18 protein-coding genes are annotated in these 20,951 nt (G+C 36.3%); 5 read left to right on the top strand and 13 right to left on the bottom strand.

The genetic code is table 11. From position 1 onward, the window contains the following. Positions 1-48 precede the first annotated feature (48 nt). Positions 49-708, bottom strand: coding sequence for a DUF1997 domain-containing protein (locus H5968_RS21420; protein ID WP_187041573.1), 660 nt, complete (start codon positions 706-708; stop codon positions 49-51). Between the two features lie 181 nt (positions 709-889). On the opposite strand from H5968_RS21420, the gene H5968_RS21425 reads away from it, so the two are divergent. Then, the gene (locus H5968_RS21425; protein WP_187041574.1) at positions 890-1,555 is read left to right on the top strand and encodes an SDR family oxidoreductase; all 666 of its coding nucleotides are present in this window, start codon (positions 890-892) and stop codon (positions 1,553-1,555) included. An 84-nt stretch (positions 1,556-1,639) separates the two neighbouring features. Then, positions 1,640-2,371 (top strand): glycoside hydrolase family protein, encoded by a 732-nt coding sequence (locus H5968_RS21430; protein WP_187041575.1) that lies wholly within the window; start codon positions 1,640-1,642, stop codon positions 2,369-2,371. Positions 2,372-2,415: 44 nt separating this feature from the next. On the opposite strand, the gene menH is transcribed toward H5968_RS21430, so the two are convergent. The 11 genes from menH to H5968_RS21485 all read right to left on the bottom strand — a co-directional run bounded on the left by menH (position 2,416) and on the right by H5968_RS21485 (position 12,500). Next, positions 2,416-3,255: a 2-succinyl-6-hydroxy-2,4-cyclohexadiene-1-carboxylate synthase gene (menH, locus tag H5968_RS21435; protein ID WP_187041589.1), complete on the bottom strand. Its 840-nt coding sequence runs from the start codon at positions 3,253-3,255 to the stop codon at positions 2,416-2,418. A gap of 51 nt (positions 3,256-3,306) precedes the next feature. Continuing rightward, the gene (locus H5968_RS21440) at positions 3,307-3,465 is read right to left on the bottom strand and encodes a hypothetical protein (RefSeq protein ID WP_187041576.1); all 159 of its coding nucleotides are present in this window, start codon (positions 3,463-3,465) and stop codon (positions 3,307-3,309) included. A gap of 177 nt (positions 3,466-3,642) precedes the next feature. Continuing rightward, positions 3,643-4,590: a ribonuclease Z gene (locus H5968_RS21445; RefSeq protein WP_187041577.1), complete on the bottom strand. Its 948-nt coding sequence runs from the start codon at positions 4,588-4,590 to the stop codon at positions 3,643-3,645. 37 nt (positions 4,591-4,627) lie between these two features. Then, a complete protein-coding gene (locus H5968_RS21450; protein ID WP_187041578.1) occupies positions 4,628-5,557 on the bottom strand; it encodes a sensor histidine kinase in 930 nt (309 codons plus the stop codon). 114 nt (positions 5,558-5,671) lie between these two features. Beyond that, complete coding sequence (locus H5968_RS21455) at positions 5,672-6,349, bottom strand: response regulator transcription factor (protein ID WP_187041579.1); 678 nt, start codon at positions 6,347-6,349, stop codon at positions 5,672-5,674. Positions 6,350-6,579: 230 nt separating this feature from the next. Then, on the bottom strand, positions 6,580-7,221 hold the full coding sequence (locus H5968_RS21460; RefSeq protein WP_187041580.1) for a hypothetical protein: 642 nt from the start codon (positions 7,219-7,221) through the stop codon (positions 6,580-6,582). A gap of 229 nt (positions 7,222-7,450) precedes the next feature. Beyond that, positions 7,451-8,851, bottom strand: a complete 1,401-nt coding sequence (locus H5968_RS21465; RefSeq protein WP_187041581.1) for an HlyD family efflux transporter periplasmic adaptor subunit — start codon at positions 8,849-8,851, stop codon at positions 7,451-7,453. Positions 8,852-8,913: 62 nt separating this feature from the next. Further along, positions 8,914-11,064 carry a peptidase domain-containing ABC transporter gene (locus H5968_RS21470; protein WP_187041582.1) on the bottom strand — a complete coding sequence of 717 codons (2,151 nt, stop codon included), beginning with the start codon at positions 11,062-11,064 and terminating at the stop codon, positions 8,914-8,916. A 217-nt stretch (positions 11,065-11,281) separates the two neighbouring features. Further along, positions 11,282-11,500, bottom strand: coding sequence for a hypothetical protein (locus H5968_RS21475; protein WP_187041583.1), 219 nt, complete (start codon positions 11,498-11,500; stop codon positions 11,282-11,284). Between the two features lie 152 nt (positions 11,501-11,652). Beyond that, positions 11,653-11,904: a hypothetical protein gene (locus tag H5968_RS21480; protein ID WP_187041584.1), complete on the bottom strand. Its 252-nt coding sequence runs from the start codon at positions 11,902-11,904 to the stop codon at positions 11,653-11,655. A 350-nt stretch (positions 11,905-12,254) separates the two neighbouring features. Beyond that, on the bottom strand, positions 12,255-12,500 hold the full coding sequence (locus tag H5968_RS21485; RefSeq protein WP_187041585.1) for a hypothetical protein: 246 nt from the start codon (positions 12,498-12,500) through the stop codon (positions 12,255-12,257). Between the two features lie 562 nt (positions 12,501-13,062). On the opposite strand from H5968_RS21485, the gene H5968_RS21490 reads away from it, so the two are divergent. The 3 genes from H5968_RS21490 to H5968_RS21500 all read left to right on the top strand — a co-directional run bounded on the left by H5968_RS21490 (position 13,063) and on the right by H5968_RS21500 (position 19,208). Continuing rightward, on the top strand, positions 13,063-16,197 hold the full coding sequence (locus tag H5968_RS21490; protein ID WP_187041586.1) for a plasmid replication protein, CyRepA1 family: 3,135 nt from the start codon (positions 13,063-13,065) through the stop codon (positions 16,195-16,197). 458 nt (positions 16,198-16,655) lie between these two features. Continuing rightward, positions 16,656-17,567: a tetratricopeptide repeat protein gene (locus H5968_RS21495; protein WP_187041587.1), complete on the top strand. Its 912-nt coding sequence runs from the start codon at positions 16,656-16,658 to the stop codon at positions 17,565-17,567. A gap of 558 nt (positions 17,568-18,125) precedes the next feature. Next, positions 18,126-19,208 carry a class I fructose-bisphosphate aldolase gene (locus H5968_RS21500; protein ID WP_096567025.1) on the top strand — a complete coding sequence of 361 codons (1,083 nt, stop codon included), beginning with the start codon at positions 18,126-18,128 and terminating at the stop codon, positions 19,206-19,208. A 681-nt stretch (positions 19,209-19,889) separates the two neighbouring features. Here the strand turns inward: H5968_RS21500 and H5968_RS21505 are convergent. Next, the gene (locus tag H5968_RS21505) at positions 19,890-20,699 is read right to left on the bottom strand and encodes a hypothetical protein (RefSeq protein ID WP_187041588.1); all 810 of its coding nucleotides are present in this window, start codon (positions 20,697-20,699) and stop codon (positions 19,890-19,892) included. Positions 20,700-20,951 lie beyond the last annotated feature (252 nt).

Below are 20,951 nucleotides of genomic sequence, written 5' to 3' on the forward strand. Positions count from 1 at the left end.
GGCAGGGGAAGATGAATAAACCAATGCCCAATGCCCAATGCCCCATGACTAATGGCCAAAAAACTTTTTCTTGGGATGAAAAGGAATATTGAGAGAGTTATGAAAATCTTCTTGAACTTTATGAGTTAAACGACGAGAGACTTGACGGACAATTTGATGCAGTAGGCGATCGCCTGTAGACTGAATCAAAGCATGGGGTAAACGGTGAATAAATCTGGGAAAATGCAGATCAACAATCAACTCTAACTGCCATTCTACCCTAGTCATCCCCGGCAAACTTTCTACTAATTCCAAAGACGCATTATAGTATACATCATAACCAGGGGCTTGGTAGTTAGGGATAGGAATTGTACGGATGTGGTATTTACGTTCCTGTGTTGCTAACAATTCCAAACCTATTTTTGGTTCTACCTCATAGCCAAAAGCACCAAAGCGCCCAATCACCAAAGCATAACCATTCTTACCCAAAGGTTCAACCCTCATAGGTTCAGCGCAACGCACAAACCATGAAGAATGGGAATTGAGATATTCAGCAACCTGTTCTTGAGAAGCATACATTTCCATGCAGTCTTGATGACGGCTATGGAATTTACTAGGACCTGCATGAGTGTCTTTGGCTGGTGTTTCATCTGAGGTTACGCTTGAACCCGCTGGTAAAACTGATTCAGTTATTTCCAAGGTTTGAAATTCCCAGTTGTTTGCTACCATAAATGCGTTTTCTGTATACTTAAAAAGTTTGTCTATACCAATGATTCCCAATCAGGGAGAGTTTGTTCACACAAAAATACAAATTTCATCAAAACATCAAAAAGTCTGTTATCACCTCCATAGAATCACTACAATTAAGAACGAAAACAGCACATATTAGTTTCTCAGGATAGCGTAAATCATGAAAGCATTTGTAGCAGGTGCAACAGGTGAAACCGGTCGCCGCATTGTACAAGAGTTAGTAGCCAGAAATATTCCCGTTCGTGCTTTGGTACGGGATCACCAAAAAGCTAAAGCTATCCTATCTCCTGAAGTTGAGTTAGTTGTGGGGGATGTGTTATCACCAGAAACCCTAACTGCTGCCATAGGTGATAGTACGGTAGTCCTGTGCGCTACTGGTGCAAGACCCAGTTTTGATCCTACAGGACCCTATCAAGTAGATTTTCAAGGTACAAAAAATTTAGTGAATGCGGCTAAATCCCAGCAAATTGAGCATTTTATCCTGGTTTCTTCTTTGTGTGTTTCCCAGTTTTTTCATCCGCTAAACTTGTTTTGGTTAATTTTAGCCTGGAAAAAACAAGCTGAGGAATACATACAGAAAAGTGGACTCACTTATACAATTGTCAGACCTGGAGGGCTGAAAAACGAAGATAACACCGATGGGATAGTTATGCAAGGCGCTGATACTTTATTTGATGGTAGCATCCCCCGGCAAAAAGTGGCTCAGGTTTGTGTCGAGTCTTTGTTTGAAAATGCTGCACATAATAAAATTGTCGAGATTGTCGCTAAACCTGAAGTTACCCCTAAAAGCTTCCAGGAATTATTTCAAGGAGTTCTGAATAGGTAATTAGTAATGGGTAGAAAATAATAATTGAATCGAATTATAACCCATGCCCAATGCCCCATGCCCCATGCCCCATGCCCAAAGCAAATGACTATTAAATTCAAAGGTGTAGAAAAATTAATTGGTCCGATTGCATCACTTCTGGCTTTTGTGTATCTTTTTCAATGGTACATTTTTGGCGATTTGCAATCAAAAATAGATCCCATATTTGAGCGAAAAAATCCGCCTTTGGTGATGAAAGACGGAGATCCTTACATCCGTGCTTTGATGCGGACGATTTCTTTTAGTGAGTCTAATACTCCACGTCCTTATTCTGTGTTATATGGTGGTAAACAGGTGAATGATTTGAGTCGTCATCCACAGATATGTGTAACCATTGTCAATGGTCCCAATCAAGGAAATTGTTCTACTGCTGCGGGTAGATATCAAATTATTAATACTACTTGGTATGACATTGCGCCCCGTTATCATCCTCATCCCCCAGGGTTGAGATTTTGGCATAGTTATAGTTTTGACGCTGAATATCAAGATGTAGTCGTTTATCGCTGGTTGAGTGATTCTCAAGTATGGGGAGTTGATATTTCTCAACTGCTGCGAGAAGGAAAATTAAATGATGTTTTACGGCGACTTTCTCCCACGTGGACAAGTTTAGGATATGGGATAGAAACTAATTCTAATACTCGTTTTTTGCCTCAAGTTTATCAAAAGGTTTTACAAGAAGAATTAGCACTGGCTAATAAACCAACAGTGAATAATCCTCAAGCATTACCAGCACCACCATCATCAAATTCTTTGCCAGATTCACAACAAATCAGATGATGTTAGATTTTAAAATTGTATTAAAATTGTATTAAGATTGTAGTTTAGTTTTCTAACAAAAATTTTCCCAGATGATCCACAAAATCCCGTGTATTTTCTAAGTGAATATTATGTCCAGCTTTGGGAATGACTTGCAGTTGAGTTACTAATGAATTTCTGTAATACATTGCTGTATTAATATGGACAAATTTTTCATCATATTCACCTACTAATAAAAGTAAAGGAATTTGATTTGCTTCTAGTTTCTCCCACAAAGAAGGTTGGTATCCATTACCCATAAATTGCAAAGATTTGGCAAGTGCTAAAGGATTATTTTCTAACCTACTTTCTATCATCTTTTGATATACTGGATGATTTTTGATATTACCAAAAATTGGCTGATTATACCAATTGTGTAAAAAAACCTGAAATTCCGATTTATCAATCATCCTAATTAATTTTCGGGTAATTTGATAATCACCTTTAATCCTGGATAATCTTTCTGCATCTGTTGGTAAACCAGGAGAAGCAGATTCTAATACAACTTTGATAAATCTTTCTGGAAAATGTAAAGTGAGATATAATCCTAATCTTCCTCCCATTGAATAACCAACTAAAAAACATTGTGCTATTTTTAATTCATCTAATAAGTTGATGATAGCTTGGGCAGTATTTTCTATTTTATAACATTCATCACCGCATAAAACTTTTGTTTTACCATGTCCTGGCAAATCCAGGGTAAGATAAGAAAAATCATCACCTAATAGTTGAATCGCTTCATCAAATTCATAAATATTTCCCATAAACCCGTGTAAAAACAGAATTACTGGTTTAAGAGAGTTTTTATTAAAGGAATAGTGAAAATGATAGTTTTTATTCAAAGGGGTTATTTGTGGAGTTTGCATTGATTTTAAGTATGTCATTTCCCAGAAAGTTTACCATGATGACAAACCTATTTAGGGGTTGCTGAGAAAGTCTTTCCGTGAGGGCATAGGAGTCAGGAGTCGTAGGGGCGAAGCATTCGGACGACAAATTATCAATTTTATAAAAAGGCTATTTTCCGAATGCTTCGCCCGTACAGGAGTCAGGAGGAGATTTGAAAATTTCTTTGCCATCTCTTGAAATCCCCAAAAATGCACACTTTTTCCGGTATACCCTTCAAAACCCTTGCACTAATTTCTGTGTTTATCAGCCTCTAACCTTTGATATATCAAGGTTTTAGGTTTATTCAGCAAACCCTATTTAACTCTAGGTAAAAGCTGATTACTGATTACTGATAGCTGAATACTTACCTAATTTTTCACAACTTCTCGCCTTCTAGGTATGTCATAAATCATAAAATCATGCGCCATGATAGTATTAGGAAAAATCGCACGGGCTTCCTTCAACAAATCTTTTAACTCAATGGCATTACCAGGAGTATAACGAGGACTAAAATGAGTCATAATTAATTGATTCACCCTGGACAAATAAGCTGTTTGTGCTGCCATTGTGCTGGTAGAATGTAATCTTTGAAAAGCCATATCTGCATCTTGATGGGCAAAGGTAGCTTCATGAATTAATACATCTGCATCTTGGGCTAATTTGACAGCACCATCACAATAAACAGTATCTGTACAATAGGCAAACTTGCGACCAATTTCCGTAGGTCCACATAATTCACTACCATTAATTACTCTTCCATCTTCCAAGGTAACGGTTTCACCGCGTTTGAGTTTTCCATAAATAGGACCAGAAGGAATTTGTAAAGCTTTAGCTTTTTCCACATCAAAGCGTCCAGTTCTGTCTTTTTCCTCTACACGATAACCAAAAGCTGTAATGCGGTGATGTAACAAACCACAGCTAACAATAAATTCATCATCTTCGTAAATTACCCCTGGTTGAACAGTATGTACTTTGATGGGGTAAGAAAAATGGGTGTGTGAGTAACGTGAGGCGCTTTGCAGATATTCATTTAACCCAGCAGGACCGTAGATATCAATTCTATCTACATTTCCAGCTAAACCACAACTGGCTAAAAGTCCCATCAAGCCAAAAATATGATCTCCGTGGAGATGGGTGATAAAAATTCGGGAGAGTTGGCTAATTTTCAGATCACTCCGCAAAATTTGATGCTGTGTACCTTCACCACAGTCAAACAACCATAGTTCTGCCCGTTGTGGTAATCTCAGTGCCACACTGGAAACATTACGTGATCTTGTAGGTACACCGGAACTTGTTCCTAAAAATGTTATCTGCACAGCGTTTTCTAGCCTTCCTCTAACTCAAAATGAGGATTTATTTATAATAACTCACAAGATAACCAGGCCAAGATAACTCACAAATAGTTCCTTGAGGATACATGGGAAGGCGTTGAAATTTACCTTTAATTTGTCGGGCTAAATTTTTAAACTGTTTTGTTCCCTGACCTTCCCTCTTAAATGAGTTAACAGATGAGTTAACGCCTAAACCGTCATCTACAATACTTAGTGTGTGCCAACCCATAGAAAAAGAACAAGTAACTTTGAGACAAGTTGCTCCTGTAGCATATTTACCCACATTACACAAAGCTTCTTCTAAAAATCGGCAAATTCCTCGTTTGTCTTCAATAGTTAAACTGTGTTCGTCTATAGGTTCAAAATTACGAATTTTTAATTTGATGGTTCTAAAGCAAGGAAAATCTCTTTCTAAGGTGTGACTATAAACTTGATAGAGAATTTCGTGCAGGGGTTCTTGTAAATTGATAATTATACTGTTTCCTAAGTAAAGGTTTGTTTTTTGATGTGTGAGGCTTTCCTGTTGCCAAAATTCATAAATTCCCCTTAATTCTTGGTTTAAATTTTCTAGGTCTTTTTCTAACTCCGGTAGCATTTTCTTAATTGATAAATCTTGTAATTTCACCAATCTTAAAACCCTATTAAGAGTTTGTAGTGGTCCGTTATGGATGGTTTCAAATGCAACTTCAATCATCGCTTTTCTAGCTTTAATTCCCGATTTAACGATTTGGCTATAGTGATATATACCTGTGATAGCTATAGCATTTAAAGCTAAGACTATAATTGCAGAAAATTTTGGAATTAAGCAACCCCAAGTTAATAGTACATAACTGGCACTGACTAAGTTAGAGATGACAATACTAATCACTATCATATTTGTGACTGGATATGTGTTTAACATCCACATATTTTGCCATCCTGATTTCATTTTCATCCAAAATTTAGACTGCATAAGCTTTCAATATTAATTGACAATTGACAATTGACAATTGAAAATTGACAGAATTGAAATGGTTATTTGTTAGTATTCAGCTATCAGTAATCAGTAATCATTAATCATTAATCATTAATCAATCAACCCTTCTGATCTCGCTTTATTTTCTGTTTGAATGCGGATATTTTTACCTTCCTCTGGGTAAACGTTTAAAGCATCTTGTAACTTACTCCAATAATGACGCACCATGCGTTCAGATACACACATTTCTTCAGCAATTGCTTTATCTTGTAATCCTTCTTGAAAAGCCAAATTTAGGACTTTTAACCATTCGGGTTTTACTTCTAATCCTGAGTAAATTCCTTTGATATCTTTTGTATGAGTTAATCCTTGTAATGCCCAATCTACTCTTGTTAACATTTCCTGGGTTGAAAGGCTTTTATCAGCAATAGTAAAACCTCCTTTGTGACTATCAATATCCAAACGAATACGTACCAATGTCCTTGCATGGGCGCTTTGGACAACAATATTTAAGTGAGGATATTTTTGCATCAAAATTTTCAATAGTTGAATACCGTTGTCAGGTCGCGCAGTCAGTCCTTTTTCTTCGGGAATTGAAAGATCCATAACTATCAAATCAGTCTGAAAACTGGTAAGTTGTTCAAGAGTATTATTGACATTAATTGCGGTTATAAATTCAGCACTAGGATAGTTTTTTTTGAGAATGTCAATTGTTCCACTTAAAACTGATTCATGATCATCAATTACCAAAATTTTCAGCAATTTATTTGCTGATAAAATTTGTTCCATCTTCAATACTGAATAATAATTAGCTTTTCCTAAATTGTATTTATGTTGGTTTAGTTGCTATGAGGGATGTCACCCTTACCCCGGAGAATTTTACTGAATTAATATAATTATTTTGGTGAAAATATTTGCTAGAACACCGAGGGCGAAGCATTCTGATAGAATATGAACTGGTTTCAGCGATAGGTTATTACCCGAATGCTTCGCCCCTACAAGGTAAAAACAAATAAAACCTACCAACAAAAATACCAAGCTATCCTATGATTGCTACTATTGTAAAAGCATTGCCCAGACATTAAAAATTCTAGGCTATCACTGAGATAATTTAATTCCGGTAGATAGGAGTAAGACGTTAGGTTAGATAGATCAGAATAGGTGATTCTGACAGTTAATTTTTTAGTATTTTCTTTGAGTTGTAAACTGATATAAATTGCAATAGGTGTGAAATTTTCTCGCAAAGTTATTCTTAATAATTCCTCTAAAGCTCGTAGAATTATGAGACTACCTTCTACAGACTCATGTTGCCAATATGCTGGCATATCAATATGGAAATAGATATGAGTATTAGATAAGACCCAAGGTTCTAACAAGCATTGGATTGAGAGTGGTAAACTCTCTTGAATATACACTGGACACAGGCGATCGCTCAACTGAACTAAAGAGTGATGAAAATTATCAATTTTTTTGGTGTGTTCATAGCAATTCTGAATTAATAAATTGGGATGATCTATTTTTAATACATCTAAACTGCGACGAATGGTGAAAGTTTCTTGTAACAAACTGTCCCGAATTTTTTCTGCTTCCCCAAACAGTTTTATGGATTGTCTATAAGACCACCACTGTAATGCTTCTTGAATGCTTTGTTCATAGGTCATAAACTTGATAATTGTTATGCCTTGAGTGTCAGTAATATCAGTAATAGATATTGATACCAATTCATAATTGAAAATTCAGAAATGCAGATTATATGTAGGGTTTTTGGTTGTAATCTGTTGCCTAATTTTAATGAATTGGTATGAGGAATTTGGATGAAATATTACAATTCATCCTCTGTCAGATGGTTTTTTAGTCATTGTTTTTTAGTCTGGTCTTAATTGTAACTATTTATAAGTCAGTAATTAGTCTTGCTTTTCTCAACATAAATTGTAATGCTGTTTCTTCTCTGGAAATAATGTCAGCTTTTACTTCCATTCCTGCTTGGATATGACATTGGCGAATAGTATTACCAAATTCAAGAGTTTCTGGTTGAATTGTTGCTTCAAAAAAACTCAAATTATTAGATGAGGCTATACCTTGATTTTTATTTTGGGTTGTAATGACATCTGGGGAAATGTTGTTGACCACACCGTTAAGTGTGCCATAATCAGGATATGGACAAGCATCTACACGCAATTGGACTTTTTGACCAACGGCAACTTTTTTAATTTCATTTTTAGGAATCATAGCTTTAATGACTAATGCAGCATAATCAGGAACAATTTCTGCAATAGATTCACTAGCACGCACTACTTGACCTGGGTTACGTAAATTTAGCTTGAGGATAATACCATTGCTAGTGGCAAAAATACTGCTTTTGCGAATCTGATTTTCCAGTTGTTCCAGTTCTTTTTGTGATTGATTAATTTGGGCTTGTAATTGCACGCGACGCTCAAGTAATGCTTGTTTCTCTTTATTTAAACTAGCAATATTAGCTTCACCTTTAGCAGTTTCTTGGGCAATACGTTCTTGTGCCATCATCACTGTTGCGGGAGTTGGATTTACTGCTGCTTTAGCTGATTGGAGTTTGATTTTAGCTATTTCAAATGACTTTTGTTCAGCTTGTAGTCTTAATTGTGTTTGTTGCACAACTAATTGTTTTTGTTCCAATTCTCGTCTCCCAATTGCGCCAATTTTTGATAATTGCTCATAGCGATCGCGGTCTAATTTCGCAAATTCTAAATCAGCTTGAGCTTTTTGTAAATCGGTTTTAGCCTTTTGCAAACTTGCCTCTGAAGCTAGAAATTCACTGTTAGTATTAACTTTTCGTTCTTGATATTCCCGTTGGTTGCGGGCTAAATCTACTTTTGCAGTAGCAATAACAGTTTCGATCACTTTTTTTTCTGCGGACATCTGATTATCTAAATTCTGAATTTGTGCATCTATTTGAATTAGTTGTAAACCACCTTGTTGAATATTACCTTGCAGTTGACTTTTTTTAATTAGTAATTGTTCATTATCCAAATTAGCAATTACATCTCCTATTTTCACAGGTTGATTTTCTTTGACTAAAATGGTTTTAACTGTTCCTTCCATTTGTGGTTGTACTAGACGAACTTCACCCGTAGGACGCACAGTACCAACTGTTTTGACTGTAACATTATATTTAATCCATGAAGAGAGAGCAATCCCACTAGCAACAGTGCTAATTAGAAATATTCCTGCTAAAGAAGTCCAACGACTAATAGGAGGAAGAAGCTCATCATTTTCTCCTGAAGAGATCAATTTTTGATTATGAGTGTAGAGCATAAGTACCTGATAATTTAATTATGTTGAATTAAGGATTATGTTGAATTAGGGATTATGTTGAATTAGGGAATTAAAAAATCTAAATGTTCGCCTGTTTTTACCTTTAAATCCTGCAAAGAACCATGTATTTTTAATCTTCCCTGATCTAGTAAAACAACCCAATCAGCACGATTAATTACCTTGGGACGATGACTAATTAAAATTGTTGTTTTACCCTGGCGATGTGCAAATAATTGATCTAAAACTTGCCCTTCACTGACAGGATCAAGTCCACCTGTAGATTCATCTAAAATTAAAATTGGTGGACTTGTGACAATAGCTCTAGCTATGGCTAATCTTTGACGTTGACCACCGGAAATATTTGCACCAAATTCACCTAAAATAGTTTGATATTTTTCCGGTAATTTACTGATAAATTCATCAGCACCGGCAATTTGGCAAGCTCTGACAATTTGCTCAAATGTCACGTAGGGCGCTCCTAAACGGAAGTTTTCCACAATAGAACGACTCCAAAAATGGGCATCTTGGGGAACAAGTACCACCTGTTGACGGAGACTGTCTAAAGAAAGGTCTTGGAGGTTATAAAGTCCAATGCGGATATTGCCTGACTGGAGAGGATATAAACCAGCAAGTAGTTTAGCAAGGGTACTTTTACCACATCCAGATTTACCAATTAAAGCCACAACTTTACCACCGGGAATGGTTAAGGAAAAATCTTCTAAAAGGTCAATTCTACCTGCATAATGAAAGTTGATATTTGTACAAATTATGTCAGCATCACCAGGAATATTTGCAAATGGTTTTCTGTCGTCATTTTCATTTTCTGGAGTAGCATCAATAACTTCTGTCAATCTTTGTACGGCTGTTTTGGCACGGGTAAATTCTTCAACAAAACTGATGACAGTAGCTATTAGACCTAGAAAATTACCATTCATTGAATTAAAGGCTAATAGCTGCCCAATACTTAGGTTTTCATCTGGGTTAATGACTAAATTACCGCCAAACCAGAGCAAAACTATACCGCCAATTGCAGAAATAAAGGTAGAAAATGTATTATTAATAATGCCAATTTGCATTGTGCGTAATGTCAAAGTGGCAAGCTTACTAAATCGAGATTGAAATTCTTCGGAAAATTGGGAACCAGCGGCGGTAGTTTTGAGAGTTAATGCACCTTTAAAACTTTCTACTAAAACACCTTGTACTTCGGCATCTTTAACTAATAGTTCACGGGTCTTTTGTTGTAATGTAGGCTGGAAGATTAATGGAGCTATGGTCATTAAAGCAGCAATACAGATAGCTACTAAAGTTAGTTTCCAGCTATAAAAAGCCATGAAACCAAAGGAAATTAAGGCGATAAAAAATTTGCTCGGTAGACTGACAACGACTTGAGTAACTAATTGATTAATTTGCTTAATATCTTGCAGACGACTAACGATTTCTCCACTACGACGAGCTTCATAGTAAGCAAGTGGTAAGCGTAATATTTGTCTGCCAAATTCTAGGACTAATCCTAATTGTAGACGTTGAGCAAAGTGAGCAATTAAATTAGACTGAACCCAAGAAAGACTACTAGAAATTAGGTTCATTACTACTACAGCGATCGCCATAGTAGTCAGTAGTTTAGTATCTCCACGCACTAAAACATCATCGGTGAGAATTTGTAATAGGAAAGGAGACGCTAAAGATAATAATCCTAAAAGCAAGTTGAGAGGTAAAGCTTGAGCTAAAATAGCGCGAAAATTCCACACGCGCTTGAAGAAACGCCAAAAACCACCAATTTGATCATCTTCTGCTTTGAAAAATTCTTCTGGATCGGGTTCTAATAACAGCATTAACCAATCTGTCCAACCCTCTACTAAATCTTTTTCAGATAGATAGCGGACACCTACTGCTGGATCAGATATGATAAATTTTCTGCCTTTTTTACCATAGAATACTACCCAATGATTACCTTGCCAATGAACAATTGCAGGTAAAGGTGCTTCATTTAATCTGTTTAAAAGTTCGGGAGAAGTTTTGACTGGTGAAGCATTGAAACCTAGTGTTTTTGCTCCCCGTTGTAGTCCTAATAAAGTTGTACCAAATTGTCCTGTGCCTACAGCTTCTCTGATGCGACTGAGAGTAAAACTCTTGCCATAATATTTGGCGATCGCTGCCAAGCAAGCTGCACCACAATCTTCTTGACTATGTTGGGAAACGTGAGTGTATTTCATAAAGAAAGACCCTGATTTCTATTGACATTACAACTAATTAATCACGATGCACATCTTGTTTAACAAAGAAAAATATTATGAATTATAAGTAGTTTTTTCGCCAATAAAAGTTATATAAATATCCTACCTAAATTAGTAATATAGTAATATATTTACAATTCAGGTAGGCAATAAACTCCTTGAGTTGATATAGAGAAATAGTTAATTGATTAACTACCTAAAATTCTGTTATTTGTTGAGTAGGGACAGGTAAGCCTAGAGTTCTTAATATCTCAGACCCACTAGGAGGATTGGTTTTATACAAAATCTCACCGTCTAAGCTTTCCATGATAAAACTGTAATCTGTGGGATTAAAACTTAACAGCCAATTTCCTCCACTAACAGCAGCAGATTCTTCAGGAGTCATAAGTGTAAAAATCCATTTTTTGTTAATCATTTTCATTGCTCCTTTTTGAAATAATTTGCGGACATCTTAATTCTTTGAGTAGTTATTGAATTAAACTCTGGGATAATATATTTCCCTACAGTTAACTAATTTATAGAAAAGATTACAGCTTTTCTGATTACAGCTATATAAGCAGAATGACATCAAAAAAACCAGGAAAACAATCTACTGATTGAAAAAGAATTAGTAAAAAAATTGAGTGAAGGTTCAGGATTAATAAGGATATTCCAGCCATAGTGTATTTCTTCATTAGTTAATATCACACCTCCTGGAGAAGCTGGGGTTTGAGCTAATAGCATATAAATCAGATAGCCAATTGCTCCCCCCCCGCTAACAGTAGAAGCTTCTTCATCGGTTATTTCTGTAAAAATTGGATTTTTGTTGGTTGTCTTCATTTGCTGATCGGAGCTTGTAGTCAAGATAGTATAGCAAGTTGGGTGAATAGTTCGTAATCTTTGATTACTCGCATGGTTCAATACTCCTTGATCTTGCTTAATTTTGATTGAAGTTAGGAAACGTGGATTAAACCAAATATAAAACTTCTGTTTGGTAGTTCCTTAGGCTGTAACTAACCCAACGAATCTCAGGAAGTTTTTGGTTATTAAATCCACGTTCCTAAAGGTTATAACCTTGCTCTGTCTATTTTCATTAGAGGACTAATAAACGCCGCTACTTTCAATGATAAAAGTTGCTTTTTTTGCCTCATTCAATGAAAATATACTGAACACAAAGAACCGTTAGATCACTACAAGAAACCTAAACCTGCGGGAGCAACAGCTTCACCTTCGCTGATGAGGATATTCCACCCAAATAGTATTTCTCCTGATGTAAGTGAAGTTCCTCCTGGTGAAGCAGGAGTTGATGCTAATTGCATATAGGTAAGATAAGCCTCAGCTTCAGGGGTAGGAGTAAAAATTTGACCGCCACTAGCAATAGAAGACTCGTCAGCAGCAACTTGAGTGAATAATTCGTTATTGTTGATTACTTGCATGGTTCAATACTCCTTGATCTTGATTGATTAGATTTGCTTTAAGCTAGAAGTTGATTGCTTTTTTGTAAGCCCCTCAACCGCTTGCTTGTTAATACAATATCGAGAACAAACCCTTGAAGTCATGCTCAATTTCTGCAAACTTAATTTCCAAATTTAGAAATCCATATTTCCGAAAAATACACGCGCCAATTACAATTAATCGTGCAAAAATAATCAACATAAAAATTCCCTATTCTCAACTTTATTAAATGCTTCACTACCCAGCCAACTCCTAAATACTCTATATATTTAACCAATTCCCGTATCTGAACAGTATATGTTTACTATTTAGCCCAAAAATGTACTGATAAATAAAAATTAATCATGCACAAATATCACAATACAAAAATATTATTTCTACCATCTCACAAGCAAAATCAGCTATTTCTGTAATCACCGAAGTATTGCCATCAACAAAGTATAAAACTTTTGCCAAAATGGCACAGATTTTTTATCAAAAATCAGCAGATGCGTGTTAAGGTTTTATTTCCTTACCCCATTTCTTCTTTTAGTGCCTCTGCCCATGTTAGATTATTTACACCCCCAGCACCTTGAAGAATTAGTCCAAAATAGCTGTATTGATTTACACTTAACCCGTCTAAATTTTATATCGCTCCAAGGTACGATCGCCTATCAGTACCTACTTATATCGGAACAAATACCACGCACCAATACTGGCATGGTAAAAAGTTCGTGGTTGCAGCGTTACAGCCATATTACAGCAGGTGGTTGGTGGTGTTCTGGAAGAGATCCACTGAATAATTGGCATAAGATGGAATGGGGATGTTTTAAACCATCCCAACCCCGACAAAACAAAAAAGGCAAGTCTATTAAATATGAACATCCTCCCAGCACACCAACACGGGTATTTTGTTTGCGGGTGACATTGAAAATTTGGCAGCAAGTTGCCCAGCGTTACAATATGGATATGCCTGACAATATCACCATTGCTGATGATGGTGAAGCGGAAGGTTTTTGGCAATGGGTGATGGAATGTAATATCTCCATAATTATTTGTGAAGGTGCGAAAAAAGCCGCAGCTTTATTAACACAAGGCTATGTTGCTATTGCTATTCCTGGTATTACTAGCGGTTATCGCGTTGTTAAAGATAACTTAGGTCAAGTTACCCGTCGTCAACTCATACCTGACTTAGCAATTTTCGCCACCAAAAAACGCAATTTTTATATATGTTTTGATTTTGAAACTCAAACAAATAAAATCGCCGCTGTCAATAATGCTATTTCCCAACTCGGTTGTTTATTTCAACAACAAAATTCTCCGGTGAAAGTTGTGGAACTACCAGGAACGGAAAAAGGCGTTGATGAATTTATTGCTGCTAAAGGTGCAGCTAATTTTGATAAAGTTTATCGTCAAAGTGTAGATTTAGAAATTTATCTAGCTCAAACTAAACCTCACACTGAGTTAACAATTTCTTCTGCACTGAATGTTAACCTGGCTTATTTAGGAGAAATACCTTTTCCCTCTTCTGGTTTAGTAGGAGTAAAATCCGCTAAAGGAACTGGAAAAACTACCGGACTGGAAGCTATTGTTAATCAAGCCAAAAGTCGTAATCAACCCGTTTTATTAATTACTCATCGCATTCTTTTAGGAAAATTTTTATGTGAAAAAATAGGCATTAAATGGGGAATTAACCATGAATCTTGGAGTATAGAAGAACATCCCCAACTACCAATTACCAAATCTTTTGGTTTATGCGTTGATTCCCTTTGGAAATTGCATCCTCAAGATTGGCAAGGGGCTATAGTAATATTAGACGAAGTTGAGCAATCTTTATGGCATTTACTAAATAGTAATACTTGTAAAAATAAACGTGTGAAAATTCTGGGAGTCTTCCAACAATTAATTGCTACAGTTATCAAAACTGGAGGTTTAATAATTGCCCAAGATGCTGATTTATCAGATGTTTCTCTAGAATATTTACAAGGTTTAGCAGGAACTAAAATTACTCCTTGGGTAGTTGTCAATAAATGGAAACCCCAAAAAGGTTGGGATGTAACTTTTTATGATTCACCTAACCCAACTCCATTAATTCATCAATTAGAATTAGATTTAATTGCCGGACGTAAATGTTATGTAACTACGGATAGTCGCACGGGGCGTTATAGTTGTGAAACCATTGAAGGTTATCTTAAAGAACGTTTGCAGAAGTTGAGAAAGCAATTTCCTGATACTTTGGTGGTTAGCAGTCAAACGACTAATACTCCTGGCCATGCAGCATCTGATTTCATAGCTGCTATTAATCAAAAAATTACTGATTATGATACGGTTTTTGTTACTCCTAGTTTGGGAACAGGAATTAGTATTGATGTGCAACATTTTGACCGAGTTTATGGTATTTTTCAAGGGGTAATTCCTGACGCGGAAGCACGTCAAGCATTAGCAAGAGTACGTGATGATGTTCCCCGTGTTGTCTGGTGTGCTAAACGCGGTATCGGTTTAATTGGCAGTGGTAGCACCAATTATCAATTACTATCTCATTGGTATCAAGAAAACCAAAAAGAAAATCTCGCCTTGCTTAGTCCTTTACATAAAATAGATGTAGATTTACCAGCAGTTTATGATCCAATTCATTTAAGAACTTGGGCAAAATTATCTGCTAGGGTAAATGCTTCTATTCGTCTTTATCGTCAATCTTTACAAGATGGATTAATAGCTGACGGACATAAAATTATTATGCGGAGTAATGCTGTACAAAATAATATTCTGCGGGATTTACGTTTGGCTTTTTTTGCTACTGATGCCAGGGATGTAGAAAATCGTAAAAGATTAATCATGGAAATTGTTAAAGTCCAAAAAGATTGGGCGCAAAGTCGTCAAAAAGCTAAAGATATTAAACGTAAAATTAAGGAAATTAAACAAGAAAATCAATTAATAGCTGCCAATGCTGTGGCTAAAGCTAAGGAAATTGATTATGTTGAATATGAACAGTTATTAGCTAAACATTCTCTCAGTGACGAAGAACGTAATCAAATTAATAAATATATTCTCAGAGATAGGTATGGTGTGGAAGTAACTCCTTGGTTAAAATTGCAGGATGATAAAGGATATTATGGACAGTTGTTAATTCATTATTATCTCACTCATGAAAGTGAATATTTTCATGGTAGAGATCAGGAAGAGTGGCAAAAACAATTATCTTGGGGTGAGGGTAAGGTTTTCTTACCTGATATCAAGACTTATACTCTCAAGGTTGAAGCTATGAGAGCATTAGGTATGTTACAATTCCTGGAATCAGGAAGAGTATTTAGTGAAAATGATAGTGATATTATTTGGTTAAAAAATGTTGCTATTCACAGTAGTAAACATATTAAACGAGCTTTGGGTATTGATGTGGTGAAAGAAAAAAAATCTGTTTCAGGAATTACGATACTTAATCGACTTTTAAGTTTATTGGGTTTGAAGTTGCAACAGGCAAATAATGTTGATAAAGGGGTTGATAAAGTTTATAAAGTTTATAAAGTTTATAAAATTGATATAGCAACTCTTAATGATGGGAGAGATAAAATCTTTGCAGTTTGGCAGCAACGTGATGAGTTGAGGTTGCATCATTTACATGGTGTGAATATACATGGTGTGAATACGGAAATTAGAGATTATTCTTTAAATTCTCAGTTTGTGGTACAGGAAGTAATGTAATTTATATGTAGGGGTTGCTGAGAAAGTCTTTCCTTGAGGGCATAGGAGTCAGGAGTCAGGAGTCAGGAGTCAGGAGGAGATTTGAAAATTTCTTTGCCATCTCTTGAAATCCAAAAAAATGCACACTTTTTCCTGTATACCCTTCAAAACCCTTGCACTAATTTCTGTGTTTATTCAGCCTCTAACCTTTGATATATCAAGGTTTTAGGTTTATTCAGCAAACCCTATGTAAGGAGTCAGGAGTCGTAGGGGCGAAGCATTGGGAAAATAACCTTTTCATAAAATTGATAATTTATCGCCCGAATGCTTCGCCCTTACAGGAAAATAGCCTTTTCATAAAATTGTCAAACAACCTCTCAAGAATAACTCGAAAACTCTCATTTATTCTGTATCCTGTATTCTGTATCCTGAATCCTGACACTTGTATTTTTAGAGAAAGTTAAAGATAGAAAAATTACATGAATGCTGAAGAGTTGATTAAACAGGGAATACAGAAGAATTTACAGGGTGATTATGAAGGTGCGATCGCATTGTTTAATCACGCATTACAGTTAAATCCCAATTTAGCTGAAGCTTATCATAACCGTGGTCATGCCTATTTACAACTAGAGACATTTGAACAAGCGATCGCAGATTATCAACAAGTCCTAAACATCATCCAAAATTCTTTCCCCTTACCGCAAAATATTCCTCAAAATATTCAAAATATTATTCAAAACATCAATTTTGATATAGCTAAAGCATTTCATAACCAAGGTTTAGCTCGTTTTAGAAACGGAGATGATCAAGCTGCCATTGCAGATATCAACCAGGCTTTACAATACTCTCCTGATTTTGTTGCCGCTTACAGTAATCGTGGTAATATTCTGCATATTCTTGGTAATTACAAAGAAGCAATTGCTGATTATAACCAAGCAATAAAGTTAAATCCCAACCTAGCAGCAGCTTATCATAACCGTGGTAATAGTCGGTATGCTCTCCAAGACTATCAAGGTGCAATTACAGATTATAATCAGGCATTAGAAATTAATTCCCACTTTGCTGAAGCTTATTATAATCGTGGTTTAGTAATGTCTCACCTGGAAGACTATGAACAAGCCATATCTGATTTTAGTCAAGCAATAAAACTCCATCCTGATGATGATCAAGCCTATTATCAACGAGGTTTAGTTTATAGCAATTTAGGAAACTATGAAAAAGCAATTGCAGATTATAATCAGGCATTGCAAATTAACCCTATCCTCTCCATAGTTTATGGCTTGCGGGCTAATGCACGTTACCATTTAGGAGACTATGAAGGAGCAATTGCCGACAGCAACATACTACTACAACTTAACCCTCAACTAGCAGAAAAAATTAGTAATGGGTAATTGATGATTGGTGATTCAATATAAAAGTTTTGGACATATTTGCTTTTCCCTATTCCCTATTCCCTATTCCCTATTTCCTATTCCCTGCCCCAACAGATATCGTAAGTGTTACACCGGACATGATATAATTTTTCAACTCTTTCTATTTAGGGTTTGCTGAATAAACCTAAAACCTTGATATATCAAAGGTTAGAGGCTGATAAACACAGAAATTAGTGCAAGGGTTTTGAAGGGTATACCGGAAAAAGTGTGCATTTTTTGGGATTTCAAGAGATGGCAAAGAAATTTTCAAATCTCCTCCTGACTCCTGACTCCTGTACGGGCGAAGCATTCGGAAAATAGCCTTTTCATAAAATTGATAATTTGTCGTCCGAATGCTTCGCCCCTACGACTCCTGACTCCTGACTCCTATGCCCTCACGGAAAGACTTTCTCAGCAACCCCTATTTATATATGTCTTGGGAAAGTAGACAAAATCATCATTTAAAAGCCCTAAATAGTAATAGTGTTTAACCAAAAACCTTTCTAAGTTTTCTGGTTGTGTACGTGAGAAAAAAATATGACTACAACCTTATTACAACCCAATTCCTTGGAATCATTGCTAGGTAAAGAAGCAGAGGATTTGCTAACATATAAAGCCAAGGTTTCTTCAGATTTGCTGCATTTACCAGGAGCAGATTTTATAGATCGAGTTTGGATCAATAGCGATCGCTCTCCCCGTGTGGTAAGAAATTTACAACAAATCTATTCTACCGGACGTTTAGCAAATACAGGCTATCTTTCTATCCTCCCTGTGGACCAAGGTATTGAACACTCAGCAGGGTCTGCTTTTGCACCTAATCCAATTTATTTTGATCCCGAAAATATTGTGAAATTAGCAATAGAAGCAGGTTGTAATGCTGTGGCTACAACTTTAGGTGTATTAGGCAGTGTGTCCCGCAAATATGCCCATAAAATCCCCTTTATTGCCAAAATAAATCATAATCAATTGTTGACTTATCCTAATCAATTTGACCAAATTATGTTTGCAGACGTTTGGCAAGCTTGGCATTTGGGAGCAACCGCAGTCGGGGCAACAATTTATTTTGGTTCACCAGAGTCTGATAGACAAATTCAAGAAGTAAGTCAAGCTTTTAAACACGCCCATGAATTGGGTATGGCAACTGTGCTTTGGTGTTATTTGCGAAATAGCAATTTTCAACAAGATCAAGATTATCACTTAGCTGCTGATTTAACTGGACAAGCGAATCATTTGGGTGTCACCATTGAAGCAGATATCATTAAACAAAAATTACCAGAATGCAATCATGGTTATGAAGCAATTGCTAAAGCTACAGGTAAAAGTTACGGTAAAACTGATGAGCGAGTTTACACAGAATTAACCACAAAACACCCCATAGATTTAACTCGTTATCAAGTATTAAATTGTTATGCTGGCAGGGTAGGATTAATTAATTCTGGAGGTACTTCTGGTAAAAATGATTTTGCTGAAGCGGTACGAACTGCTGTAATTAATAAACGTGCTGGTGGTACAGGATTAATTTCTGGCAGAAAGACTTTTCAGCGTCCGTTTGAGGAAGGGGTGCGCTTATTTCACGCTATTCAAGATGTTTATTTATCACATCAGGTAACTATAGCTTGATTTTGCAGCTTGATTTTGCAGCTTGGTTTTGTTTTGTTGCAAATACCTGATGTATGAAATGATTTTTTGATACCGCAGCATGGTGTAAGCCATCAAAGTCTCATCATGGGGATAGGAAACCTGTAGGGGTTTAGCATTGCTAAACCCCTACTGCTGTATTTACATTACTTTTTATATACATTTTATATACATTTTATATACATTTTATATACATTTAACTAACCCCTAAAACGAACTTTTGGCGCACAGGATTATGAAAAGAGTGAAATTGAACAGGAGTTAATCAGAAATAAAGCTGCAAGAGGAGATTATTAAGTAGGGGTTGCTGAGAAAGTCTTTCCGTGAGGGCATAGGAGTCAGGAGTCAGGAGTCAGGAGTCAGGAGGAGATTTGAAAATTTCTTTGCCATCTCTTGAAATCCCAAAAAATGCACACTTTTTCCGGTATACCCTTCAAAACCCTTGGACTAATTTCTGTGTTTATCAGCCTCTAACCTTTGATATATCAAGGTTTTAGGTTTATTCAGCAAACCCTAAGTAAAAATTGACAATTGACCATTGACAATTGTTTCATTTAAGGTTTAAAACCTCCCCTTTCCAGGGGAAAAAGCAAAAAATTCCGCAGAATAGGCTGCTTGCCTTCTGCGTCCTGCCTGATCATAACGACAATTTTTAACGCTTACCTACTTATCCTGTTGAATATGGCTGTGTAAACCCACAAGAGTTTCCGCTAATTGGTTTAAACGAGTTTCCAGAGATTGTTTACGTCCAAAAAGCTGACGTAATTTTTGGTAACGGGCAATAGCCATACTGACTTGAGGAACTTGATCAACTGGACATTGACGCGACCAGGCTTTACCAGTAGCATCAATTCCACAAAGGCGGTAGCCAGTACGGGATGATTGATAACAAGCATTCTCTTTTGACTCGCAAATCTCTTGCACATAATCCATTAGTCGTTCAACTTCCCCATGACGCAGGGTTGCAGTTCCCCCTGGTTCTGGTTCTTGGGGATTCGACTCTAACCAGCCATTAATCACTGGACCTTCTAAATAAATATCCTGAATTTGCTGGAGAATTGATTGTAATTCTGTTTGCCATCCTGCTACAATCTCTTGAATCTCTTGTAAAAGATTCATCGCTAATGCTGGATTTGCACCGTGACGATGGTTACTAAAGCTCGGTGTTTTAAACTTGGGTAAGCTAGGTGTTTTGACTTCAGTTTCTTGGGTTGGGAAAGTTTGTACGGAATTATGTTTAGAAAATAAATGTGGTTGTGATTGGGGATTGGTTTCTTTATTGGTATTTATATCAACTGTGTTAATGTCTTGATTGGCTGAATTTTCTTTAACTTCTTGGCTTTTTTTAGCTCCGATGCTAATTCTAAAGGAGAATGGGCGTTTTGTCCCATCACTGGTTTCTGGTGGTAAGTCGGTACTACGTATCCCTAAATCATGTAAAGTTGCCTCAATGCGTTTTAAACCTGGTTTCATAAACAGATCCTAAAGCTTCTTGTGCTGCCGATACTTTTTAACTATTATCATATCTTGCACCATCATCCTATGTGAAAATCTAAGTCTACAACCGTTGTATTTTTATTGGCAATTAATATAATTAATTAGGGGTTGCTGAGAAAGTCTTTCCGTGAGGGCATAGGAGTCAGGAGTCAGGAGTCAGGAGTCAGGAGTCAGGAGTCAGGAGTCAGGAGGAGATTTGAAAATTTCTTTGCCATCTCTTGAAATCCC

Origin of the sequence: Sphaerospermopsis sp. LEGE 00249 (genome assembly GCF_014299995.1) — a bacterium.
GTDB lineage: Bacteria > Cyanobacteriota > Cyanobacteriia > Cyanobacteriales > Nostocaceae > Sphaerospermopsis > Sphaerospermopsis kisseleviana.

Bases quoted from the DNA above. Each gene is read 5' to 3' on its own strand.
- H5968_RS21505 (WP_187041588.1), bottom strand. From the start codon at position 20,699: ATGAAACCAGGTTTAAAACGCATTGAGGCAACTTTACATGATTTAGGG.
- H5968_RS21485 (WP_187041585.1), bottom strand. From the start codon at position 12,500: ATGCAAGTAATCAACAATAACGAATTATTCACTCAAGTTGCTGCTGAC.
- H5968_RS21430 (WP_187041575.1), top strand. From the start codon at position 1,640: ATGACTATTAAATTCAAAGGTGTAGAAAAATTAATTGGTCCGATTGCA.
- H5968_RS21420 (WP_187041573.1), bottom strand. From the start codon at position 708: ATGGTAGCAAACAACTGGGAATTTCAAACCTTGGAAATAACTGAATCA.
- H5968_RS21480 (WP_187041584.1), bottom strand. From the start codon at position 11,904: ATGAAGACAACCAACAAAAATCCAATTTTTACAGAAATAACCGATGAA.
- H5968_RS21425 (WP_187041574.1), top strand. From the start codon at position 890: ATGAAAGCATTTGTAGCAGGTGCAACAGGTGAAACCGGTCGCCGCATT.
- H5968_RS21455 (WP_187041579.1), bottom strand. From the start codon at position 6,349: ATGGAACAAATTTTATCAGCAAATAAATTGCTGAAAATTTTGGTAATT.
- H5968_RS21470 (WP_187041582.1), bottom strand. From the start codon at position 11,064: ATGAAATACACTCACGTTTCCCAACATAGTCAAGAAGATTGTGGTGCA.
- H5968_RS21475 (WP_187041583.1), bottom strand. From the start codon at position 11,500: ATGATTAACAAAAAATGGATTTTTACACTTATGACTCCTGAAGAATCT.
- H5968_RS21465 (WP_187041581.1), bottom strand. From the start codon at position 8,851: ATGCTCTACACTCATAATCAAAAATTGATCTCTTCAGGAGAAAATGAT.
- H5968_RS21495 (WP_187041587.1), top strand. From the start codon at position 16,656: ATGAATGCTGAAGAGTTGATTAAACAGGGAATACAGAAGAATTTACAG.
- H5968_RS21460 (WP_187041580.1), bottom strand. From the start codon at position 7,221: ATGACCTATGAACAAAGCATTCAAGAAGCATTACAGTGGTGGTCTTAT.
- H5968_RS21490 (WP_187041586.1), top strand. From the start codon at position 13,063: ATGTTAGATTATTTACACCCCCAGCACCTTGAAGAATTAGTCCAAAAT.
- H5968_RS21440 (WP_187041576.1), bottom strand. From the start codon at position 3,465: ATGGCAAAGAAATTTTCAAATCTCCTCCTGACTCCTGTACGGGCGAAG.
- H5968_RS21450 (WP_187041578.1), bottom strand. From the start codon at position 5,557: ATGCAGTCTAAATTTTGGATGAAAATGAAATCAGGATGGCAAAATATG.
- menH (WP_187041589.1), bottom strand. From the start codon at position 3,255: ATGCAAACTCCACAAATAACCCCTTTGAATAAAAACTATCATTTTCAC.
- H5968_RS21500 (WP_096567025.1), top strand. From the start codon at position 18,126: ATGACTACAACCTTATTACAACCCAATTCCTTGGAATCATTGCTAGGT.